The organism is Solihabitans fulvus (assembly GCF_008386585.1).
In the GTDB taxonomy this organism is placed as follows: Bacteria; Actinomycetota; Actinomycetes; order Mycobacteriales; family Pseudonocardiaceae; genus Solihabitans; species Solihabitans fulvus.
Genome location: NZ_VUOB01000016.1, coordinates 1 through 21,672 on the forward strand (window position 1 = coordinate 1; position 21,672 = coordinate 21,672).

Here is a 21,672-nt window from a genome sequence, read left to right on the forward strand (position 1 = left end):
CCATCAACGACAACCCGGCCGCAGTCAGACACCAGACTCGCTAAGTAAGTGGCATTGCCCTAGGGGGGCGTGCCCTGCTCCAGCGTATCGGCGATCTGCGACCCTTGCCGGCGAAGGACCTCCGGCTGTGGATGGTCGGGGTGGTTGTGGATAACCGGCCGCTACGGCGCCAGGTCGCGCTGGTACCAGGTGCCCGGCTTACCGCCGAGGTCGGCAGGGTCGGCCGGGCCGATCGGGACGAACCCGGCTTTGGTCAACACCTTCCGGGACGCGACGTTCGCAGTGGAGGCACCCGCCCGCAGTGTGCGCAGCCTGTGCCGCGCCGCCGCCAGCTGGCACAACTCCAGGACGGTCGCGGTCGCCACGCCGCGGCCCGCGACGTGCTGGGCGACTCGGTAGCCGAGGTCCGCTGCGCGATCCTCGATGTCGACCAGGTTGAACCTGCCCAGTGCCGAGCCGTCCTCGGCGACGAGCACGTAGAACGCGCAGATGCCGGCCTCCTGCTCGGCCAGCAGGGCGCGGTACCGGTCGGTGAACCGGTCGAAATAGTCGTCGCCCCGGTCGGAGATCGAGGCGGCGAAGTAGGCGCGGTTCGCCAGCTCGAAGGCCAGGATCGCCGGGGCATGACCAGCGTGCAGCCGCTTCAGCTCGGGCATCTGCGCGACGGTACCCAGCTGGTGCGCCGAGGACACCCGAGTATTCGCCGGCGTGCCGGCGATCTCCGGCCCCTGCGGACGAAAGCCGGGTCCTGCGGGCGAAAGTCGGGCCCGTGCCCCGGACGCTCAGGTCCAGAGGCACGGGCCCACGGTCGCTACAGCGCCGGGTCGCTCGGGCCGTGGTGGGTCGGGTCGAGGACGCGGGCCAGGAACGACTTGGTGCGCTCGTGCTGGGGCGCGCCGATGACCTGCTCGGGGTCGCCCTGCTCGACGATCACGCCGCCGTCCATGAACAGCACCTTGTCCGCGACGTCACGGGCGAACTGCATCTCGTGCGTGACCACCAGCATCGTCATGCCCTCGTCGGCCAGCTGACGCATCACGCCGAGCACGTCGCCGACGAGTTCGGGGTCCAGCGCCGAGGTCGGCTCGTCGAACAGCATCACGTCCGGGTCCATCGACAGCGCGCGGGCGATCGCCACTCGCTGCTGCTGGCCGCCGGAAAGCTGGTTGGGGAAGGACTTCTCCTTCTCCGACAGCCCAACCTTGGTGAGGTTCGCGCGCGCGACGGTCTCCGCGTTCTCCTTGTCCCGCTTGAGCACCTTGCGCTGCGCGACCGTGAGGTTGTCCAGCACGTTGAGGTGGCCGAACAGGTTGAAGGACTGGAACACCATGCCGATCCGCCGCCGCGCGGCGTCGATGTCCACGTCCGGGTCGGTCAGGTCGACGCCGTCGACCGACACCCGGCCGGCGTTGGGCTGCTCCAGCATGTTGACGCAGCGCAGCAGCGTCGACTTGCCGGAGCCGGACGGCCCGATGATGCAGACCACCTCGCCGCGCTCGACCCGCAGGTCGACGCCCCTGAGCACCTGGAGGTCCCCGAAAGCCTTGTGCAGCTCGGAAACCTCGATCACCGTGTTGTCGCTCATCACACCCCTCCACCCGGCTTGACGCCCGCGCCGAACCTGCGTTCCAGGCGTTGCTGGACGAGCGACAGCGGGATCGTGATCACCAGGTAGCACAGGCCGCCGACGAGGATCGGCGTCAGGCTCTGGGTCGTGTTCAACGCCTGCCGGGCGAACTGCGCCAGCTCCTGTTGGTCGGGCGTGGTGGCGAGCAGGAACGCCAGCGAGGTGTCCTTGGTCAGCATGATCAGCTCGTTGGCCAGCGGCGGCAGCACGATGCGGAACGCCTGCGGGATGACGATGGTGATCATCGCCCGGCCCGGCGACATGCCGAGCGAGCGGGCCGCCTCGATCTGGCCGCGCGGCACGGCCTGGATGCCGGCGCGGATCGTCTCGGCCATGTAGGCGGCCGAGATGATGCCGAGCGACACCATGATCGCGACGTTGCGGTTCAGCGAGGTGCCGGGGAACGCCAGCGGGATGCCGGTGCCGACCGCGATGAAGATCAGCAGCGCGGGCAGGCCGCGGAAGAACTCGATGTAGGCCCTGGCGAACCACCGGTACGGCCCGACCGAGGACAGCCGCATCAGCGCGAGCACGAGGCCGAGGGCGAGGCCGAGCGAGAAGCCGAGGACGGTGTAGACGATGGTGTTCTTCAACGCCACCGTGATGACGTCGGGGAACTGCTTGGCTGCGGCTTCCAGGTTGAAGAAGCTGTGCCGCAACTGGGTCCAGTTCGCGGTGAACGCGAACACCAGGATGATGACCAACAGCAGCGCGTACTGCGCGGCCCGGAACGCCGAAGCCCGTTGCCGGCGGGTCATTGCCATGTGACTCCTCGGACAGCCCGGTGGGGCTGGCCCCCGTCGGCTGGTCGGCGTGGACGCGGAGGGGGTGGCCCCGTCAGGGGGTCGGTATAGACACTGTGGCCGGGCGCGGAGTCCCGGCCACAGTGTCGGACGTCGGTGTCAGCTGGACGACGTGGTCGTCAGCTGGACGGGGTGGACGAGCTCTTGTCGCCAGGCTGCCAGGTTGGCGCCTTGCCGAACCACTTCTGGTAGATCTTCGCGTAGTCGCCGCTCTTGACCGACTCCTTGATGGCGTCGTTGATGGCGGAGACCAGCGCGGAGTTGCCCTTCTTCACGCCGAAGCCGTACTGCTCGTTGGTCTTGAACTCGGCGCCGACCTCGGTGTCCGGGTTGGCCTTCACGTAGTCGTAGAGCACGCCGTTGTCGTTGATGCCGGCGTCGATCTGCCCCGACTTGACGGCGGTCTCCTCGAGCGCGAGGTCGTCGAAGGTGACGATCTTGGCGCCCTTGGCGTTCGCCTGGGCGTAGTCCGCGCCCGTGGTCGCCGACTGCACGCCGAGGGTCTTGCCGTTGAGCTGGTCGAGGCTCTTGATGTCGGAGCCCTTCTTGACCAACAGCACCTGGGTCGCGTCGAAGTACGGGTCGGAGAAGTCGAACTTCGTCTTGCGGTTGTCGGTGATGGTCATGCCGGCCGCGGCGACGTCGCAGGTGCCGGCGTTCATGGACTCGCCGGACTGGATGTTCTCGAACGCGATGTCCACGATGTTCTGCTTGACGCCGAGCTTCTTGGCCACGAGGTCGATGAGGTCGACGTCGAAGCCGACGACCTGGTCACCCTGCTTGACCTGGAACGGCTGGTACGGCAGGTGCGTGCAGGTGGTCAGCTGGCCCTGCTTGACCAGGGACACTCCGCCGGCGGCGGTGCCGCCTCCGCTGCTGCCACAGGCCGTCAGGCCGGTCGCAAGCACGACGGCCGGCAGCAACGCGAGCACCTTGAGCATTGTTCGACGCGCCACGCTGTCACTCCTCGTTACTCGGTCGGTCGAGTGATCGGCATCCTGCCACCCGGCAGACGTGATGCACAGCACGCGCGCGTTACAACCGACAACGCGCGCATGAATCTTGCGTGATTACGCCATTCAAACCGCAAATTGTTGATGACAAAGGGCGAAATCACACAAGAGCTTCACGGACCGCACCCGTCCGGTGACACTGCGCACGCGCCCGCGTGTCCGCCGGCGGGCCGTTCCCCGCCTGCCGGCGGACCCGAGAGAACTCGCGGGTCAGGCCGTGCCGGCGCGCGCCACCTGCGCGTGCAGCACCAGCGCGACGGCCTCGGTCACCTTCGCGGCGTGGCCGAGGTGCAGCCACTCGTCGGGCACGTGCGCGTTGCTGTCCGGGCCGAGCGCGCCGGTCACCACGAACTGCGCCTGCGGGTACGCCTCGTGCAGCAGCCCCATGAACGGGATCGAGCCGCCCATGCCGACCGTGCGCCACGGCGCGTCGAACACCTCCTTGCCGGCCTGGTCGAGCGCCTCGCGCAGCCACGGCGCCAGCTCGGGCGCGTTCCACCCGTCCGCCGACTCGGTGCGGCTCAGCTCGACCATCGCGCCGTAGGGCACGTCCGTGGTCAGCGCGGCGCGCACCGCGGCGAGCGCGGCGGCCGAGTCGGCCGTCGGTGGCAGCCGGAAGCTCAGCACCAGGCTGGTGAACGGGCGCAGCACGTTGCCGGCGTCGTCGGGCAGCGGCAGCCCCTCGGCCCCGGTGATCGACAGTGTCGGCCGCCAGCCGACGTTGAGGCCGAGCTCGACCTCGTCGGTGCCCATCGGGCGGACGCCGGCCAGCAGCGGCAGCGTGGCCAGCAGCGATCCCGGCGCGGCGTCCAGCGCCTCGCGCAGCTCGACGACCCGGTTCGCCGGGATCTCCGCGTGCGCCTCGGGCAGCAGCACCTCGCCGGTGGCCGAGTCCTCCAGCCGGTCGAGCAGCTGCCTGGCGATCCGGAACGAGCTCGGCACGATGCCGCTGACGATGCCGGAGTGCTGGCCGAACTCCAGCACCCGCACGGTCATCGTCACCTGGACCAGGCCGCGCAGCGAGGTGGTCAGCCACATCCGCTCGTAGTCGTTGCCGCCCGCGTCGAGGCAGACGACCAGCGACACCTCGCCGAGCCGGTCGCGCAGGTGGTCGAGGTAGGCGGGCAGGTCGGGGCTGCCGGACTCCTCGCCGGTCTCCAGCAGCACGACGCACCGCGCGTGCGAGCCGCCCGCCGCGCGCAGCGCCTCGATCGCGGCGGTCGCGGCGTAGCCGGAGTAGCCGTCGTCGGCGCTGCCGCGCCCGTACAGCCGCCCGTCGCGGACCACCGGGGTCCACGGGCCGAGGCCCTCGGACCAGTTGGCCACCGGCGGCTGCTTGTCCAGGTGCCCGTAGAGCAGCGCGGTGCCGGCGGGCTCCGCGCCCTCGGTTGCCGGGACGTCCAGCAGCAGCAACGGGGTGCGGCCGGGCAGCTGCACGACCTCGATAGTCGCGCCCGGCAGGTCGCGGGCGGCCAGCCAGGCCCGGACGTGCTCGACGGCAGCGGCGAGGTGGCCGTGCTCCGCCCAGGCCGGGTCGAAGGCAGGCGAGACGGCCGGCACGACGACCAGTTCGGACAGGCTCGGCAGGACTTCGTTGTCCCAGAGCTCTCGGACGGTGCGGGTCAGGGCTGAGCGATCCATGCGCCGATCCTGGCACCCCGTGCCCGGTTTGGGCACTGTCCCGGCCGCCGACCGCCGTCGCCGACAGCCCGGCGACCAGGCCGGTCCGGGGATCCGGTAAGCGGTCGTGCGCTGACGGTGACCGGTTCACGACCGTTCGCATGCCGAACATCGAAGTCGGACGGCCAACCGTTGCACTTCCTAGTGTTTCTGCTGCTCAGAGGCTTGCTAGCCTGGTCACGAAGTGGGACGTGACTCACCGTCTTGGGTGAGGCCATGTCAAGATGTGGGAGAGAACACCGTCAGCGCCGACGGTTGCCGGCGACCCCCACAGGGGCGACGGAGACTGGCGGTGCAGCCGTGCACGGTCGTCACGAGCGACCGGGCGGCCTCGACAGACGAGGAGAAGGCGATGTCGTCCCCTGAGCAATGGACGCACCCCGATGGCGCGCCCCCCGCGACCGCCGCCACACCGACCGCGGAACAGGTGATCGCTGGTTTGCGAGCTACCACCGAAGGCGGCGCCGACCTGGTGCAGCTGCTGACCCCCGAGGGTGAGCGCGTGCACCACCCGGACTTCGACATCGACATCACGCCTGAGGAGCTGCGCGGCCTGTACCGCGACATGGTCCTCGTGCGGCGGGTCGACCGCGAGGCCAACGCGCTGCAACGACAGGGCCAGCTGGGCATCTGGGTGCCGCTGCTTGGCCAGGAGGCCGCGCAGATCGGCGCCGGTCGGGCCATGCAGCCCAACGACATGGCGTTCCCGAGCTACCGCGAGCACGGCGTCGCCTGGTGCCGGGACGTGCACCCGACGCAGCTGCTCGGCATCTTCCGGGGCACCGACCACGGCACCTGGGACCCCATGGAGAAGCGGTTCCACCCCTACGTGATCGTGATCGGCAACCAGGTGCTCAACGCCGCCGGTTACGCGATGGGGCAACGCTTCGACGGCAAGGTCGGCGACGCCGACGGCGAGGCGACGATCTGCTTCTTCGGCGACGGCGCCACCAGCCAGGGCGACGTGCACGAGGGCTTCGTGTGGGCGGCGGTGTACGACGCGCCGCTGGTGTTCTTCTGCCAGAACAACCAGTGGGCGATCTCCGAGCCCACCGAGCGGCAGACCAGGCTCCCGCTGTACCAGCGGGCCAAGGGCTACGGCTTCCCCGGCATCCGGGTCGACGGCAACGACGTGCTGGCCACCCTCGCGGTGACCAGGTGGGCGTTGCAGGAGTGCCGCACCGGCAACGGTCCCGTGCTGATCGAGGCGTTCACCTACCGGATGGACGCGCACACCACCTCCGACGACCCCAGCCGCTACCGGCTCTCCGACGAGCTGGAGCTGTGGAAGCTCAAGGACCCGATCGAGCGCGTCCGCGTGCACCTGGTCAAGCAGCAGTGGGCGGACCAGGAGTTCTTCGACCAGATCCAGGCCGACTCCGACGCGATCGCCGCCGAACTGCGCGAGTACTGCGTCAACATGCCCGACCCAGGCCCTGAGCGGATCTTCTCGAACGTCTACGCCGAGCCCAGCCCCGTGCTGGACGCCCAGCGCGACGAATTCCTCGACTACGTCTCGGGTTTTGCCGGAGGTGAGCACTGATGGCAGCGCCAGCCATTGACCACGCGATGTCCACCGCGTCGCAGACGCAGACGATCACCATCGCCAAGGGCATCAACCAGGGCCTGCGGGCGGCCATGGAGGCCGACCCGAAGGTCATCGTGATGGGCGAGGACGTCGGCAAGCTCGGCGGCGTCTTCCGCGTCACCGACGGGCTCCAGAAGGACTTCGGCGAGCAGCGCGTGCTGGACACGCCGCTGGCCGAGTCCGGCATCATCGGCACCGCGGTCGGCCTCGCCATCCGCGGCTACCGGCCGGTCTGCGAGATCCAGTTCGACGGGTTCATCTTTCCCGGCTTCGACCAGATCGTCAGCCAGGTCGCCAAGCTGCACTACCGGACCCAGGGCCGGATCAAGATGCCCATCGTCATCCGGGTGCCCTTCGGCGGCGGTATCGGCGCGGTCGAGCACCACTCGGAGTCGCCGGAGTCGCTGTTCGCGCACACCGCGGGCCTCAAGGTCGTCTCGTGCTCCAACCCAGTCGACGCGTACTGGATGATCCAGCAGGCCATCCAGTGCGACGACCCGGTGCTGTTCTTCGAGCCGAAGGGCCGCTACCACGAGAAGGCCCAGCTCGACCCGACGCAGACGCCGTACCCGCTGTTCCGGTCCAGGGTGGTGCGCACCGGGTCCAAGGCGACGCTGGTCGCCTACGGCCCCAAGGTGCGCACCTGCCTCGACGCGGCTGCCGCCGCCGAGGAGGACGGCCTCGATCTCGAGGTCATCGACCTGCGCACGCTGTCCCCGCTGGACCTCGCGCCGGTGTTCGACTCGGTGCGCCGCACCGGTCGGCTGGTCGTGGTGAGCGAGGCGGCGAGCGAGTCGTCGATCGCGTCAGAGGTCGCCGCCAGGGTGCAGCAGGAGTGCTTCTACTCGCTGGAGGCGCCCGTGCTGCGGGTGACCGGCTTCGACAGCCCGTACCCGCCGAGCAAGCTGGAAGAGGAGTTCCTGCCCGACCTCGACCGGGTGCTGCACGCCGTTGACCGCTCGCTGGCCTGGTGAGGGGACAGAGGAATGCCTGACTTCAAGAGCTTTCCCCTGCCCGACACCGCCGAGGGGCTGACCGAGGCCGAGATCCTCACCTGGCACGTCAAACCGGGTGACACGGTCGAGCTGAACCAGATCATCGTCGAGATCGAGACCGCCAAGGCCGCGGTGGAACTGCCGTGCCCGTGGGCGGGTGTCGTCGTCGAGCTGCTCGTGCGGCCAGGACAGACCGTCGACGTCGGCGCGCCGATCATCACCATCGACGTCGACCCCGGCGGCGCGGCCGCGCCGTCGACCCCGGCCGCCGACGCCGGCACCAACGGCTCGGGCGGTTCCGGCGGCTCTGGCAAGATCGGCGAGGAGATGCCGGGCGGCCGGATCGCCACGCTGGTCGGTTACGGCCCGAGGACGACCACCGCGAAACGCCGGCCCCGCAACGACATCCGGTCGACGGCGGCGCTGGTGGCCGAGGAGGCCGCCCGCGCGGCCACCCCGGCCCCGGCTGCGGTACCCGCAGCGGTGCCGGCTCCGATCGTCGTGCCGGACACGCCGGCCGCGCTGCTCGACCCGCAGCCCGGCGGGCAGGTCCCGCTGGCCAAGCCCCCGGTGCGCAAGCTGGCCAAGGAGCTCGGCATCGACCTGCGGTCGCTGATCGGCTCCGGTCCAGGTGGCGTGATCACCAGGGAGGACATCACCCAGGCCGCGTCGGCCGACGCGCCCGCGGCCTCGTCGGCCGCTCCTGCCGTCGCGGGTTACGACGCGGCCAGCCGGGAGCGTCGGGTGGTGATCAAGGGCGTGCGCAAGGCGACCGCCCAGGCGATGGTGGACAGCGCGTTCACCGCGCCGCACGTCACGGAGTTCCTGACCGTGGACGTCACCCCGATGATGGAGTTGCGGGCCCGGTTGAAGAACCACCCGCAGTTCCGCGACGTGAAGCTGACCCCGTTGGTGTTCGCGGCCAAGGCGGTCTGCCTCGCGGCGCGGCGGACTCCCGACGTGAACGCCACCTGGGACGCCCAGGCAGGCGAGATCGTCTACAAGGAGTACGTGCACCTCGGCATCGCCGCGGCCACCCCGCGCGGCCTCGTCGTGCCGAAGGTGCGCGACGCGGACCGGATGTCGCTGCGGGAGCTGGCGCTCGCGTTGGAGGAGCTGACCGCCACCGCGCGGGACGGCAAGACCACGCCCGCCGCGATGATCGGCGGCACCATCACCATCACCAACGTCGGCGTGTTCGGCGTCGACACCGGCACGCCGATCATCAACCCCGGTGAGTCCGCGATCCTCGCGTTCGGCGCGATCCGCGACATGCCGTGGGTGGTCGACGGCCAGGTCGTGCCGCGCAAGGTGTGCCAGCTGGCGTTGAGCTTCGACCACCGGGTGGTCGACGGCCAACAGGGTTCGCAGTTCCTCGCCGACATCGGCGCGCTGCTGGCCGATCCCGGCGTGGCGATGACGTACTAGTCGGTTGTTGTTCTAGTCGGTTGTTGTTCTAGTCGGTTGTTGTTCTAGTCGGTTGTTGTTCCGCCGCGAGGGCCGTTTTCGGGCGCAGGAAAGCCCAGGAGACGGCCCTCGTGGTGTTTCGGGTCGATCAGCAGCTGCGCGGTGTCGAGGTCGGCGTCGGTCAGGTCGAGAGTTCCGTTGGACAGCACCAGGTCGGTGAAGTCGACCACGGCGCCGGCCAGCCGCGCGCCGCTGAAATCCAGCCAGGCCAACCGAACGCGCACGTTGCTGAAGTCGACCGCGCCGGTGAGGACCGCGCCGGCGAACGTGACGTGCTGCCCGGCGAAGGTCGCCCCGCGAAACGAGGTGTGGCCGGCGGTGAACTTGGCGCCACGGAACGAGGTTCGGTTCGCGGCGAACTCCGCGCCGTCGAACCGCGTGTGGTCGCCGAGGAACACGGCCCTGTCGAAGTTCGTCGTCGCGGAGAAGGTGATGTCCGAGAGGTCGAGGTCCACGAACTGGGCGCCGCGCAGGTCGATGTTGATGTCCTCCCAGGACGCCGAACTGAAGCGCCCCATGCGGTCGAGCAGCACGGAGATCACCGCGTTGCGCACCTCGCGCTCGGCCGGATCGCCGTCGGGGTAGGGCGTGCGCAGGTACGCGCAGAGGATGTCGACGCACTGCTGGCGCTGCTCAAGCGACTCGTCGGCCAGCGCCGTCAGCGCGTGCACGCCGGCGAGCCTGGTCGGGAACCTGTCGTCGCCGAGGTTCGCGCTGGCCGCGCCGAAGCGCTCGTGCAGCAGCTTGCCGTGTTCCCGTTGCTCCTGGATCAGCGCCAGCCGATGCGTCGCCTCGGCGACCCGCTGCCTGCGGTAGGCGACGGTCAACGCGACGACCCCGCCGAACCCGGCCACCACCGACAGGGCGATCTTGAGGAGGTCGAGCAGCTCGCTCGTCGAGAACGCCGACGCGGTGGGAAGTCGTGGCCGGCCAAGGAGAACGTACGCGCCGAACCCCGTGCCGCCGACCAACAGCACACCCAGCAGCAGCCAGCCGCCCACCGCCCAGCCCATGGGCAGGCCGTTGACCTGTAACTCGTCGGAGGCCCGCCGGTTCCCGCCGCGGAACAGACTGCTGCGCCACAGGGCGCGCAACAGCCGCAGTATCCGGCCGGCCAGCCACGCGGCGGCGATCCCGGCCACCATCAACGCGGGCTGGATCACGATGGAGAGCATGGCGGCCCTTCCGGCTCAGGCTCCCCAGCGCGGAGCGAACCGCGCCATTCTGCCCTCTCCGGACGATCACCCGAAGGCTCTTCGACAGGCCCGTGAGGCCGCGCGGACCGGCGCTCGTGCGCCTACTTGGGCACGGTGTAGCGGCACTCGACCGTGGAGCCGGCGGCGGCGTGTTGGCTGGCGACAGGCGGGATGCCCGGTCCGTTGGGGCCGGGCATCCCTGTGGCCTGCGGTGGGGGCCACCGCCACCGCGGGTCACGTCACTTGATGTACATCCCGGAGATCGCGCGCGAAACGACCAAACGCTGGATTTCCGAGGTGCCCTCGAAGATGGTGAAGATCTTGGCGTCGCGGTGCATTCGCTCCACCGGGTGTTCCCTGGTGTAGCCGGCGCCGCCGAGGATGTGGATGGCGCGTTCGGTTGCCCAGACCGAGACCTCGCCCGCCTTGAGTTTGGACATGGAGCCCTCGCCCGCCGTGAAGGGGACGTTGTTGCGGCCCATCCAGGCCGCCCGCCAGACGAGGAGCCTGGCGGCGTCGATCTCCATTCGCATGTTGGCCAGGTCGAACGCGATCGACTGGTTCTCGATGATCTTTCGGCCGAACGCCTCGCGGTCCTTGGCGTACTCCAGCGCGTAGTCGTAGGCCGCGCGGGCGACGCCAACCGCCATCGCGCCGACGGTCGGCCTGGTGGTCTCGAAGGTCGCCATCGCGGCCTGTCCACCGGAGCGCTTGCCCTCGCGGGCTCGCGCGAGCCTGGCGTCTAGCTTCTCCTTGCCACCGAGGACACATCGGCCGGGGACGCGGACGTCGTCGAAGAACACGTCGGCCGTGTGGGAGGCGCGGAGGCCGTGCTTCTTGATCTTCTTGGTGCTCTGCACGCCTGGAGTGCCGGGAGGCACGATGAAGCCCGCCTGGCCTCGGGCACCAAGTTCGGGGTCGACGACCGCGGTCACGACGTGCACGTTGGCGATTCCGCCGTTGGTGGCCCAGGCCTTCTGGCCGTTGATGACCCACTCGTCGGTGGCCTCGTCGTACCTCGCCCTGGTGCGGTAGCCGGCCACATCGGAACCCGCCTGCGGCTCGGACGCGCAGAACGCGGCCAGTTTCGGGTCGTTCTCGTCACCGAAGCACTCGGGCACCCACTCGGCCAGCTGGTCGGGGTCGCCCGAGGCGAAGATGCCGGCGACCGCGAGGCCGGTGCCCATGATCGCCAGGCCGATGCCGGCGTCACCCCAGAACAGCTCCTCGGTCGCGATCGGCAGCGAAAGGCCGATCGGGTCCGCGAACCACGTGGCCAGCGACTCGAAGCCGTACAGGCCGATCTTCGCCGCCTCCTGGAGGATCGGCCACGGCGTCTCCTCGCGCTCGTCCCATTCGGGCGCCGCGGGCCGGATGACGTCCTTGGCGAAGCCGTGCACCCAGTCCCTCAGGTCCTCCTGGTCCTCGTTCAGTTCGAGGGAGAAGCCGGCCATGGGAGTCCTTTCAGGCTTACGCGGTCGAGTCGGCGGGACTCAGGCTTTGGGGATGTTGAACAGGCTCATGAAACCGGCGGCGAAACCCAGGTCGCCCTTCACCTTCAGCTTGCCAGTCATGAACAGCACCGGGGCGGAGGCGTTTCCGGTCGCCAGCTTGAGGAAGTCGACCGGGCTGAGCGTGACCGTAGCCCTGGACTCCCGCGTGACGCCCTTGTTGATCGTGCACTCGGCGTCCTCGATGATCGCCTCGTACCGGTCGTAGCCGTCCTCGCCCGCCCCGCCGGTGACGCGGAAGTGCACGACCGCCTTGGTCGCACCCGCCCGCTCGCTGCGGAAGTGCACCTCCATGCGGCGGAACACCTCGTCGAGCACGCGCTCGCGCAGGCCGGGCCGCGCGGTGACGGCGTCGACCTGGTCCTTGGACGCCCGCGAGATGATCCGCGCGAAGTTCTGCGGGTCCATCTTGCTGAGGTCGAGGTCCGCGCCGCCGTCGGCCAGGTCGCCAAGGGTCGCCAGCAGGTCGGCGAACTCGTCCTTGCCCAGCTTCTTCGGGTCGATGCCGCGCGCGATGACATCGATATTGATGTCGGCGATCCCAGGATCGGTCGGATCCACCTGCTTGAGCGCCACAATGAGCTCACTGGCGCTGAGCTTGCTGATCGCCTCGGTACTGAGGTCGATGTCGGTCATTACGGCACCTCCAGTTACCTACTGGTCAGTAAGACTACTGGGCAGTAGGTAGCCCCGCAAGGGGTCGGATAATCTTGTCGTCAGCCTTCAGGGGGTGCAATGCACGCAGAGGAACCGATCCGACCGGTTCGAGCCAAGAGACTGCCGCGCGCGGTGCGGGAGCGACAGATCCTCGACGCCGCCGTCGCGGTCTTCTCCCGCCTCGGCTTCCACGCCGCGTCCATGGACGAGATCTCCGAGGTGGCCGGCATCTCCAAACCCATGCTGTACGCCTACCTCGGCTCCAAGGAGGACCTGTTCGCCACCTGCATCCGCAGGGAGGCGACCCTCATGATCGAGGCGATCGGCGACGGCGTGCGGCCCGGCGAAGCCCCCGACGTGCAGTTGTGGTGCGGTCTGCGCGCGTTCTTCGGCTTCGTCGGCGAGCACCGGGCCAGCTGGCAGGTGCTGCACCGGCAGGCCAGCTCCCAGGGCGGGCCATTCGCCCAGGAGCTCGCGGACATGCGCGGCAGGGCGATCAGCCTGGTGGCCGCGCTGCTGATGCACTCGGCCGACAGCCAGGGCGTCGGGCACGCCAGCCGGGACACCGAGGGGCTGGCCGCCGCGCTGGTCGGCGCCGGCGAGTCGCTGGCCGACTGGTGGCTGGACCACCCGGAGGAGTCGGCCGCCGCCGTGGCGTCCCGGCTGATGAACCTCGTCTGGATGGGCTTCGGCGACCTGGTGGAGGGGCGCGTCTGGCATCCGCCGGCGAAGGGGTGAGCAGCTAAGCCAGGGAGATCGTGCCGTCCAGGTGTGGGCGGCCGGTGCGGGAGTCCCGGAGGGCGAAGCGCCAGCCGTCGGACTCCCTGGCCGAGGTGAAGGCCGCCGTGGCCGGCAGCAGCACCGGCAGCTTGAACCGCGCCTCCACGGTGAGACGCTCGGGCAGCCTGCCCTCGAACGCGGCGACGCAGCGCGCCTTGCTCCACATGCCGTGCGCGATGGCCCTGCGGAAGCCGAACAGCCTGGCAGCCAAGGGATACAGGTGGATCGGGTTGCGGTCGCCGGAGATCGCCGCGTACCGGCGGCCGAGGTCGGCTGGCATCCGCCACAGCGCCGTCGGCTCGGGGGCGGCGGGCGGCTCGCCCTCGCGCGTGCCACCACCGCCACCACCGCTGCTGCCGTCGCGGCGCAGGTAGGTGCTCACGTCAGTCCACACGGCCTGCCCGTCGACGAGCACCTCGCTGCGCACGTCGAACTGGCTGCCGCGCTCGTGCGGCCGCAGATCGAGCGCGCGCACCCGCAGCGTCAGCGGTTCGTCCGCCGACAGCGCCCGCCGCTGGGTGATCCGGTTGGCCACGTGCACAAGGCCGGGCAGCGCGAACGGGAAGCCGGGGTCGGTCATCAGCTTGACCTGCAAGGGAAACGCGAGCACGTGCGGGTAGGTGACGGGCAGCTCGTCGCGCAGCCCGAAGCCGCAGAGCCGGTCGTAGGCGGCGAGGTGCGCGCGGTCCACGGTGAGCCCGGTGCGCAGGTACTCCGCGTCCGGCAGCTCGCCGCCGCGCCGGGTGAAGCCGGTGAGCAGCGCCTTCGGGTAGAGCGTGGCGAGATTGGGGGTCCTGGTCAGCTCGCGGCTGGTGGTCATCACGCCCCCAGCAGGCTCTGGCCGCAGACCCGCACGACGTTGCCGTTCACCCCGGCCGAGGCCGGATTCGCGTACCAGGCAATGGTTTCCGCCACGTCCACCGGCAGCCCGCCCTGGGCCAGGCTGTTCATCCGCCTGCCGGCCTCGCGGACGAACAGCGGGACGGCGGCGGTCATTCTCGTCTCGATGAAGCCGGGGGCGACCGCATTGATCGTGCCGCCCCTGCGGCGCAGTTCCGGCGCGAGCGCGTCGACCATGCCGATCACGCCTGCCTTGGTGGTGGCGTAGTTGGTCTGGCCGAGGTTGCCGGCGATGCCGGCGATCGAGGACAGGTCGATGATCCGGCCGCCGCGCCGCAGCACGTCCTCGCCGAGCAGCACGTCGTTGACGCGTTCCTGGCTGGTGAGGTTCACCGCGAGGACCGCGTTCCAGCGGGCCTCGTCCATGCCGGCGAGCGTCTTGTCCCTGGTGATGCCCGCGTTGTGCACGACGATGTCCACGCCGTCGTGCCGGGTGGCGAGGTGGTCGGCGAGCCTGCGCGGGGCGTCGGCCGAGGTGATGTCGAGCTGGAGCGAGGTGCCGCCGACGCGGTTGGCCACCTCGGACAGGTCCGCGCCCTGGGCTGGCACGTCGAGGCAGACCACGTGCGCGCCGTCCCGGCCAAGCACGTCGGCGATGGCCGCGCCGATGCCGCGCGAGGCCCCGGTGACCAGCGCGACGCTGCCGGCCAGCGGGCGGTCCCAGTCGGCGGGCTCGGTCTGTTCGGCCCGCTCGATCCGGACGACCTGGCCGGAGACGTAGGCGGACCGCGCCGAGAGCAGGAACCGCAGCGTGGACTCGATGCCGTGCTCGGCGCCGACGGCGACCTGGACGAGCTGGGCGGTGCCGCCGCGCCGCAGTTCCTTGCCGACCGAGCGGGTGAAGCCCTCCAGCGCGCGCTGGGCGATGCGGCCCGCGGTGTCCAGCTCCTCCTCCGGCCTGCTGCCGAGCACGAGCACCCGCCCGCAGGCGGCCAGGGAGCGGATCGCCGGGTGGAAGAAGTCGTACAGCTCGTGCAGCTGCTCGCTTGAGGTGATGCCGGTGGCGTCGAGGATCAGCGCGGCGTAGCGCTGGTCCGGCACGCGCTCGGTGTGCGTCTCGGCCTGCACGGCCTTGAGCACGGCCTGCGCCTGCTCGACGAGCCTGCCGCCCGGCGCCGCGCCGAGCAGGGCTGGCCCGGTGAGCACCGGCTGGCCGGGGTGGAACCGGCGCAGCGGGTACGGGTCGGGCAGCCCGAGGCGACCGACCACGAACCGACCGAGGCCCGACCTGGCGAACTTCTGGTACCTGTCTGTCACTCGACGCCTCCCTACTCGCTAGTAAGTCTACTCATGGGTAGGTTATCCTGGAAAGGTCGACACCCGCGCGAAGGAGGACAAGATGGCCCCCGATGGCATTCGACGCGTCGCGATCATCGGCGGCAACCGGATCCCGTTCGCGCGGTCAAACGGCCCCTACGCCACCGCCTCCAACCAGGACATGTTCACCGCGGCCCTGGACGGCCTGGTCAGCAGGTTCGGGTTGCGGGGCGAGCGGCTCGGCGAGGTCGTCGGCGGCACGGTCCTCAAGCACAGCAGGGACTTCAACCTGGTGCGGGAGTGCGTGCTCGGCAGCGGGCTCTCGCCGGAGACGCCGGGCCAGGACGTGCAGCAGGCCTGCGGCACCGGCCTCCAGGCGATCTTCGGCGTGGCCAACAAGATCGCGCTCGGCCAGCTCGACTCGGGTGTCGCCGGCGGGGTCGACACGACGAGCGACGCGCCGATCGGGGTGCACGAGGGGCTGCGCGCGGTGCTGCTGGAGCTCAACCGCACCCGCAGCGTGGCAGGCAGGCTGCGGCTGCTCGCCAAACTCCGGCCGTGGCACGTCATTCCCGACATCCCGCGCAACGCCGAGCCGCGCACCGGGTTGTCCATGGGCGAGCACGCCGCGGTCACCGCCAAGGAGTGGGGGATCGGCCGGGCCGAGCAGGACGAGCTCGCCGCGGCGAGCCATCAGAACCTGGCCGCCGCCTACGACAGCGGGTTCTTCGACGACCTCGTCACGCCTTTCCTTACACTGCAACGGGATCAGAACCTGCGACCGGACTCGACCGTGGAGCAGTTGGCGAAGCTCAGGCCGGTGTTCGGCGACGGCCCTGACGCGACGATGACGGCCGGCAACTCCACGCCGCTGTCCGACGGCGCGTCCGTGGTGCTGCTGGCGAGCGAGGAGTGGGCGCGGCGGCGCAGGCTGCCGGTGCTCGCGTACCTGACCTTCAGCGAGACGGCCGCCGTCGACTACGTGCACGGACGGGACGGACTGCTGATGGCGCCGGCCTTCGCGGTGCCGAGGATGCTGTCCCGCGCCGGACTCTCGTTGTCCGACTTCGACTTCTACGAGATCCACGAGGCGTTCGCGTCCCAGGTGCTCGCCACGCTGCGGGCCTGGGAGGACCCGGCCTTCGGCAAGGAGCGGCTCGGCCTGGACGGCCCGCTCGGCTCGATCGACCGCGCGAAGCTCAACGTGCGCGGCTCCTCGCTGGCCGCGGGGCACCCGTTCGCGGCGACCGGCGGCCGGATCGTGGCCACGCTGGCGAAACTGCTCGCGCAGCGCGGCGGCGGGCGCGGCCTGATCTCCATCTGCGCGGCGGGCGGCCAGGGCGTCACCGCGATCCTGGAACGGTAGGGCGGGAACGCTCAAAGCGAGGCGCGAACGCTCTAAGCTCCGCCGGTGAGCCAGGAGCAGAACGAGATCGTCGAAGGTGACGAGCGCGCCCCAAACGACGGCGCGGTCGACGCCGACCACGCGGCTTCCGTGGACGTCGGACGCGTGTTCGCGCTGTCCGACGGGGTGTTCGCTATCGCGGCGACCCTGCTGGTGTTGGAGATCAGGCTGCCGGACGGCCTTGACCACCAACAGTTCCTGCACGCGCTCGGCGACACCGTGCCGGCGCTGCGCGGCTATCTGATCAGCTTTCTGGTCATCGGCCAGCTGTGGCTTGGCCACCACCGGCAGTTCCGCGCGCTGCTGGTGGTCAGCCCTCGGGTGGCGAGACTGAACCTGGTGCTCCTCGGGCTGGTCGCGCTGCTGCCGTTCCCCACGGCGCTGCTGTCCAGGTACGAGAGCGAGCACGCGTCGGTGGCGCTCTACTCGGTGAACGTCGCGGCGATCTTCCTGACACAGGCGGCGATCGCGGCGCTGACGGCGCACCGGAACGAGGTGCGGGGCCTGACCGACCGCAGGGCCCGCCAGGTGTGGCTGGTCCGGTCGGCCGCACCGGCTGCGGTCTTCCTGCTCTCCGTTCCGGCCGCGCTGCTGGTGGAGCCCTCGCTGGTGCTGTACGCCTGGATCGTGGTGTTCCTGGCGCTTGGCCAGGGCACTCGCCTACTGGCCAAGCCGCGCGACCGGGTGGTCGCGCCGGCCGAGACGCCCGGGGATCCGGCCTAGTCCAGCAGCGTCCACGCGGCCGTGCACCTGACCGAGACGGTGACCAGCTGCGGCACGTGGTTGAGCTGGCTGGTGTCCGGCAGGCCCCCGCCGCCCGGCCCCGCGGCGGCCATGGCGTACGAGCGGTTGAAGCCGCCCTGGTCGGCGGTGCCGTCGGTCAGTCGGGACAGCGGACCGAGCCGCGCGCCGAGCGCCATCGCGTAGCCCTGGGCCCGCGTGCGGGCGTCGGCGACGGCCAGCCGCTGCGCCTCCCTGGTGGCCTCGGCTTTGTCCGACAGCTCCCAGTGCGGGCCGTTCAGCCAGCCGGGTTCGGCGATGATCAGCCTGGCCAGCAGCTCGGCGAGCGCGTCGGGGTCGGTGATCCGCAGCGTGTAGTCCTGCGTCGCCCTCGAGCCTGCGCGCCGATCGCCGGCCCAGTTGTCGTACACGGCCAGCCTGCGCGACCGGACCTCCACACCCGACCTGTCGAGCAGCTCCTCGACGGCCGCGACCTTGCCGGACAGCTGGGTCACCGCGTCCGTGCGGTCGGTGCCGGTCGCCTCGAAGGTCACCGAGAGCTGTGCGCGGTCGGCGGTCCGCTCGACCTCGCCGGTCCCGGTCGTCACCACTTCTGCCATGCCGCCAGCCAACTCGCCGGGCCGGCCACGCGCAACGATCGCTGACCATCCGCGTGTCTAGCGGTGGAGGTAGAGGCCCTTAGACAACGGCATGCGCCGGTCGGTCGGCGGCGTCGGACGCTGGCCGAGCCGGAAGCGCAACCGGCACACCACCGCCGAGGTCGTGCGGCCGACGTGCCTGGCCACCACCGCGCCGCGCCGGTTGCCCAGCAGGCGCTGCCATGGTCTGGCCTGCTCGATCTCGCCGATCAGCACGACGACCCGTTCGTCGGTCAGCGAGCGGACGTACGCCGCGACCGGCGGCCCGAGCACCCGGTGCGCCGAGTCGAGCAGCACCAGCGGGACGTCCGGCTGCCACTCCTCCCATTCGCGCTGCAACCGCCGCGCCTGCTCCTGCTCGTCGTCGAAGCTCACGTGCACCGCGATCACCGTGTCCCCCATGGACAGCGCGGCGGACAGGCTCTCCGAGGTCAGGCGGGTGATGCCGACGACGGGGACGACCACGACGCACCCGGTCCGCCTTGGCCGGTCCGGCACGGCGCCGACGCCGATCAGCTCGCCGATCCGGTTGTACGCCCTGCGCACCGCCATCAGCAGCAGCACGAGCACCGGGATCACCAGCACGATCAGCCAGGCGCCCGCCAGGAACTTCGACGCGGTCACGTCGACGAGCGCGGCGACGGTCAGCAGCGCGCCGAAGCCGTTGAGCAGCGCACGGCCGAGCCAGTTCCTGCCGCGTTCGGCCAGCCAGTGCCGCACCATGCCGACCTGGGCGAGCGCGAAGCCGACGAAGACCCCGATCGCGAACAGCGGTACCAGCACGTCCACCCGTCCCCTGGTGACCGCGAGCAGCACGCCGGCAAGCACCGCGAGCACCAGCACGCCGTGCCGGTGCACCATCCGGTCGGCGCGCAGCCCGAACACGTGCGGCAGGTAGCCGTCGCGGGCGAGCTTCGCGGCCAGCACGGGCAGCCCGCCGAACGAGGTGTTCGCGGCCAGCGCCAGCAACAGCACCGTGGCCAGCTGCACCACCAGGTACACGGCGCCGTTGCCGAACGAGCCCTCGGTGATCAGGGACAGCACCGAGCGGCCGTCCACCGGCCTGATGTCGAACTTCTGGATCAGCACGGCGAGCCCGATCAGCAGCACGCCGAGCAGCAGCCCGAGCCACGCCTCGGCGCGGCGGGCCCGCGCGCGGCGCGGGGCGCGGAAGGACGGCGTCGCGTTGGCGATCGCCTCGATGCCGGTCAGCGCGGAACAGCCGTTGCCGAACGCGGCCAGCACCAGCAGCAGCCCGACCGACCCGACACCGACCGGCTGGGTGGTCTCGGGCAGGGCGTGCAGCGGCGCGCCGCGGACCAGCCCGACGACGATCACCGCGAGCACGGACGCGACGAAGATCGCGGCGGGAACGGCGAACAGCTTGGCGCTCATCGCCACGCCCCGCAGGTTCACCAGCGTCACCAGGAGCAGCACCAGCAGGCACAGCTCGGTGGTCCACGGCAGCAGCGCGGGAAACGCCGAGGTCAGCGCGGCCACGCCGGCCGCGACCGACACGGCGACGTTGAGCACGTAGTCGACGACGAGGGAGGCAGCGGCGACCAGCCCGGCGCGGCGGCCGAGGTGGGTGGTGGCCACGGTGTAGGCGCCGCCGCCGTCCGGGAAGGCGGTGATCACCTGGCGGTAGCAGGCGACCAGGACGCCGAGCAGCAGGACAACGAGGAGCGTGACGGGCAGCGTCCAGCCGATCCCGGCGATGCCGGCCCCGGCGAGTACCAGGACCACGGCCTCCGGCCCGTAGGCCACCGACGCGATCGCGTCGAGCCCGAGGCCGGCCATGCCGGTGACGGCGGTCAGCCGGTGCCGTTGGTCGCCGAGGCTCGCCGACGGCGGCTCGGCCGCCTTCGCTGCTAGTTGCGCTGTCACGTCCGCACTGTGCGGCGGTCCGCCGGGTCCGCGGCCGACGTTGACGGGGTGTTGACCCCGATGCGGTGGATCCGGACGGGATGTTGACACCGTGGGTGAACTGCGCCATAGGTCCGACTCGGCGTCGGCCACCCGGTCGGGTGACCGGCGACACGCCGTAGCGGTGTCTGGCCGAATATCGGGCGAACGCTAGAGATGTGGATACGGTGCGAGCGTGGACCCGGTGCGCAACCCGTTCGCCCCAGGAGCCGGCCAGCGCCCGCCCGAGCTGGCCGGGCGGGACAGGGAGCTGAGCGCCTTCGACGTGGTGCTCGAACGGGTCGCCAGGGGCCGCCCGGAACGCAGCCTGGTGCTCACCGGGCTGCGCGGGGTCGGCAAGACCGTGCTGCTCGGCGAGCTGCGTTCGATGGCGGTCCGGCGGGGCTGGGGCGCCGGCAAGATCGAGGCCCGCCCGGAGTCCGGCCTGCGCAGGCCGCTGTCGGCGGCGCTGCACCGGGCGATCCGCGAGCTGGCCGTCCGGCACCGCGCGCCGGAGCGGGTCGAGGCTGTGCTCGGCGTGCTGAAGGCGTTCGCGCTGCGCGCCAACCCGGACAACGCCAAGCTGCGCGACCGGTGGCAGCCCGGCATCGACGTGCCGGCCGCGCAGGGCAGGGCGGACTCCGGGGACATCGAGATCGACCTGGTCGAGCTGTTCACCGACGTGGCCGAGCTGGCCAAGGACGTCGGCGCCGGTGTCGCGCTGCTGATCGACGAGATGCAGGACGTGCAGGCCGAGGACATCTCGGCGCTGTGCGCGGCCTGCCACGAGCTGTCCCAGTCCGGCGCGCCGCTGGTCGTGGTCGGCGCGGGGCTGCCGCACCTGCCCGCGCTGCTGTCGGCGAGCAAGTCGTATTCGGAGCGGCTGTTCCGGTACGTGCGCATCGACCGGCTGTCGCGCGGGGAGGCCGACCGCGCGGTTCTCGCCCCGATCGAGCGAGAGGACGCTGGCATCGACGCGCACGCGCTGGACGCGCTGTTCGACGCCTCCGGCGGCTATCCGTACTTCATCCAGTCCTACGCGAAGGCCGCGTGGGACGCCGCGCCCGGCGACCCGATCACCGCCGAGGACGTCGCGGTGTCCGCGCAGGAGGCCGAGACCGAGCTGGCCGTCGGGTTCTTCGGCTCGCGCTACGAGCGGGCGACGCCCGCCGAGCGGGAGTACCTGCGGGCCATGGCCGAGCTGACCGACGGCAAGGACGCCGGGGTGAACACCACTCAGGTCGCCGAGCACCTCGGCCGCAAGCCGTCCTCGCTGTCGCCGGCGCGGGACAGCCTGATGAAGAAGGGGCTGGTGTACTCGGCCGAGCGCGGTCAGATCGCGTTCACCGTGCCGCACTTCGGCCGCTTCCTGCTTGGCCGCGAGGACTGAGCGCTCCCGCGCCGGCCATCCCTGCCGTGACCAGGCGAATCGCTTTGTCTACGGCTGTCTAGCAGTGGATCTAGAGAAACGGATCGTAAACGGACGTGCCTGTCCGGCTGAAGCGAGTG

Annotated in this window: 19 protein-coding genes; 7 read left to right on the forward strand and 12 right to left on the reverse strand. The window is 70.8% G+C overall.

The features are described from left to right. Window positions 1–161: 161 nt before the first annotated feature. From F0L68_RS09785 to F0L68_RS09805, 5 genes are all read right to left on the reverse strand, one after another. Window positions 162–656 carry a GNAT family N-acetyltransferase gene (locus F0L68_RS09785; RefSeq protein ID WP_149849183.1) on the reverse strand — a complete coding sequence of 165 codons (495 nt, stop codon included), beginning with the start codon at window positions 654–656 and terminating at the stop codon, window positions 162–164. Window positions 657–811: 155 nt separating this feature from the next. Continuing rightward, on the reverse strand, window positions 812–1,585 hold the full coding sequence (locus F0L68_RS09790) for an amino acid ABC transporter ATP-binding protein (protein ID WP_149849184.1): 774 nt from the start codon (window positions 1,583–1,585) through the stop codon (window positions 812–814). Next, entirely contained in the window at window positions 1,585–2,391 is an 807-nt protein-coding gene (locus tag F0L68_RS09795) for an amino acid ABC transporter permease (protein ID WP_149849185.1), read from the reverse strand. Before F0L68_RS09795 ends, F0L68_RS09790 begins: the two co-directional genes overlap by 1 nt. Window positions 2,392–2,549: 158 nt before the next feature. Then, complete coding sequence (locus F0L68_RS09800) at window positions 2,550–3,386, reverse strand: basic amino acid ABC transporter substrate-binding protein (protein WP_438672263.1); 837 nt, start codon at window positions 3,384–3,386, stop codon at window positions 2,550–2,552. Between the two features lie 267 nt (window positions 3,387–3,653). Then, on the reverse strand, window positions 3,654–5,084 hold the full coding sequence (locus F0L68_RS09805; RefSeq protein ID WP_149849186.1) for a M20/M25/M40 family metallo-hydrolase: 1,431 nt from the start codon (window positions 5,082–5,084) through the stop codon (window positions 3,654–3,656). Between the two features lie 391 nt (window positions 5,085–5,475). Here F0L68_RS09805 and pdhA point away from each other — a divergent pair, with 391 nt between their 5' ends. From pdhA to F0L68_RS09820, 3 genes are read left to right on the forward strand one after another with little or no spacing between them, the layout of a single operon-like run. Next, window positions 5,476–6,666 carry a pyruvate dehydrogenase (acetyl-transferring) E1 component subunit alpha gene (gene pdhA, locus F0L68_RS09810; RefSeq protein ID WP_149849187.1) on the forward strand — a complete coding sequence of 397 codons (1,191 nt, stop codon included), beginning with the start codon at window positions 5,476–5,478 and terminating at the stop codon, window positions 6,664–6,666. Then, window positions 6,666–7,685, forward strand: coding sequence for an alpha-ketoacid dehydrogenase subunit beta (locus tag F0L68_RS09815; protein WP_149849188.1), 1,020 nt, complete (start codon window positions 6,666–6,668; stop codon window positions 7,683–7,685). The genes pdhA and F0L68_RS09815 overlap by 1 nt, the downstream gene beginning before the upstream one ends. A 12-nt stretch (window positions 7,686–7,697) precedes the next feature. Beyond that, window positions 7,698–9,134 (forward strand): dihydrolipoamide acetyltransferase family protein, encoded by a 1,437-nt coding sequence (locus tag F0L68_RS09820; protein WP_149849189.1) that lies wholly within the window; start codon window positions 7,698–7,700, stop codon window positions 9,132–9,134. Between the two features lie 44 nt (window positions 9,135–9,178). Here the strand turns inward: F0L68_RS09820 and F0L68_RS09825 are convergent, their stop codons facing one another. From F0L68_RS09825 to F0L68_RS09835, 3 genes are all read right to left on the reverse strand, one after another. Next, a complete protein-coding gene (locus F0L68_RS09825; protein ID WP_149849190.1) occupies window positions 9,179–10,348 on the reverse strand; it encodes a pentapeptide repeat-containing protein in 1,170 nt (389 codons plus the stop codon). 260 nt (window positions 10,349–10,608) lie between these two features. Beyond that, window positions 10,609–11,823, reverse strand: a complete 1,215-nt coding sequence (locus tag F0L68_RS09830) for an acyl-CoA dehydrogenase family protein (protein ID WP_149849191.1) — start codon at window positions 11,821–11,823, stop codon at window positions 10,609–10,611. A gap of 39 nt (window positions 11,824–11,862) precedes the next feature. Further along, a complete protein-coding gene (locus F0L68_RS09835; RefSeq protein WP_149849192.1) occupies window positions 11,863–12,516 on the reverse strand; it encodes an SCP2 sterol-binding domain-containing protein in 654 nt (217 codons plus the stop codon). 99 nt (window positions 12,517–12,615) lie between these two features. On the opposite strand from F0L68_RS09835, the gene F0L68_RS09840 reads away from it, so the two are divergent. Beyond that, window positions 12,616–13,275, forward strand: coding sequence for a TetR/AcrR family transcriptional regulator (locus tag F0L68_RS09840; protein ID WP_149849193.1), 660 nt, complete (start codon window positions 12,616–12,618; stop codon window positions 13,273–13,275). A 4-nt stretch (window positions 13,276–13,279) separates the two neighbouring features. Here the strand turns inward: F0L68_RS09840 and F0L68_RS09845 are convergent, their stop codons facing one another. Beyond that, complete coding sequence (locus F0L68_RS09845; RefSeq protein ID WP_149849194.1) at window positions 13,280–14,137, reverse strand: MaoC family dehydratase; 858 nt, start codon at window positions 14,135–14,137, stop codon at window positions 13,280–13,282. Continuing rightward, entirely contained in the window at window positions 14,137–15,474 is a 1,338-nt protein-coding gene (locus tag F0L68_RS09850) for a 3-oxoacyl-ACP reductase (RefSeq protein ID WP_149849195.1), read from the reverse strand. The genes F0L68_RS09845 and F0L68_RS09850 overlap by 1 nt, the downstream gene beginning before the upstream one ends. An 82-nt stretch (window positions 15,475–15,556) precedes the next feature. Here F0L68_RS09850 and F0L68_RS09855 point away from each other — a divergent pair, with 82 nt between their 5' ends. Continuing rightward, the gene (locus tag F0L68_RS09855) at window positions 15,557–16,840 is read left to right on the forward strand and encodes an acetyl-CoA C-acetyltransferase (protein ID WP_149849196.1); all 1,284 of its coding nucleotides are present in this window, start codon (window positions 15,557–15,559) and stop codon (window positions 16,838–16,840) included. 45 nt (window positions 16,841–16,885) lie between these two features. Next, window positions 16,886–17,602: a TMEM175 family protein gene (locus tag F0L68_RS09860; RefSeq protein WP_223198643.1), complete on the forward strand. Its 717-nt coding sequence runs from the start codon at window positions 16,886–16,888 to the stop codon at window positions 17,600–17,602. On the opposite strand, the gene F0L68_RS09865 is transcribed toward F0L68_RS09860, so the two are convergent. Continuing rightward, the gene (locus tag F0L68_RS09865) at window positions 17,599–18,219 is read right to left on the reverse strand and encodes an SIMPL domain-containing protein (protein ID WP_149849197.1); all 621 of its coding nucleotides are present in this window, start codon (window positions 18,217–18,219) and stop codon (window positions 17,599–17,601) included. The two genes, F0L68_RS09860 and F0L68_RS09865, sit on opposite strands and share 4 nt — an antisense overlap. Before the next feature lie 57 nt (window positions 18,220–18,276). Then, a complete protein-coding gene (locus tag F0L68_RS09870; protein ID WP_223198644.1) occupies window positions 18,277–20,145 on the reverse strand; it encodes an APC family permease in 1,869 nt (622 codons plus the stop codon). A 214-nt stretch (window positions 20,146–20,359) separates the two neighbouring features. On the opposite strand from F0L68_RS09870, the gene F0L68_RS09875 reads away from it, so the two are divergent. Continuing rightward, window positions 20,360–21,553, forward strand: a complete 1,194-nt coding sequence (locus tag F0L68_RS09875; protein WP_149849198.1) for an ATP-binding protein — start codon at window positions 20,360–20,362, stop codon at window positions 21,551–21,553. Window positions 21,554–21,672 lie beyond the last annotated feature (119 nt).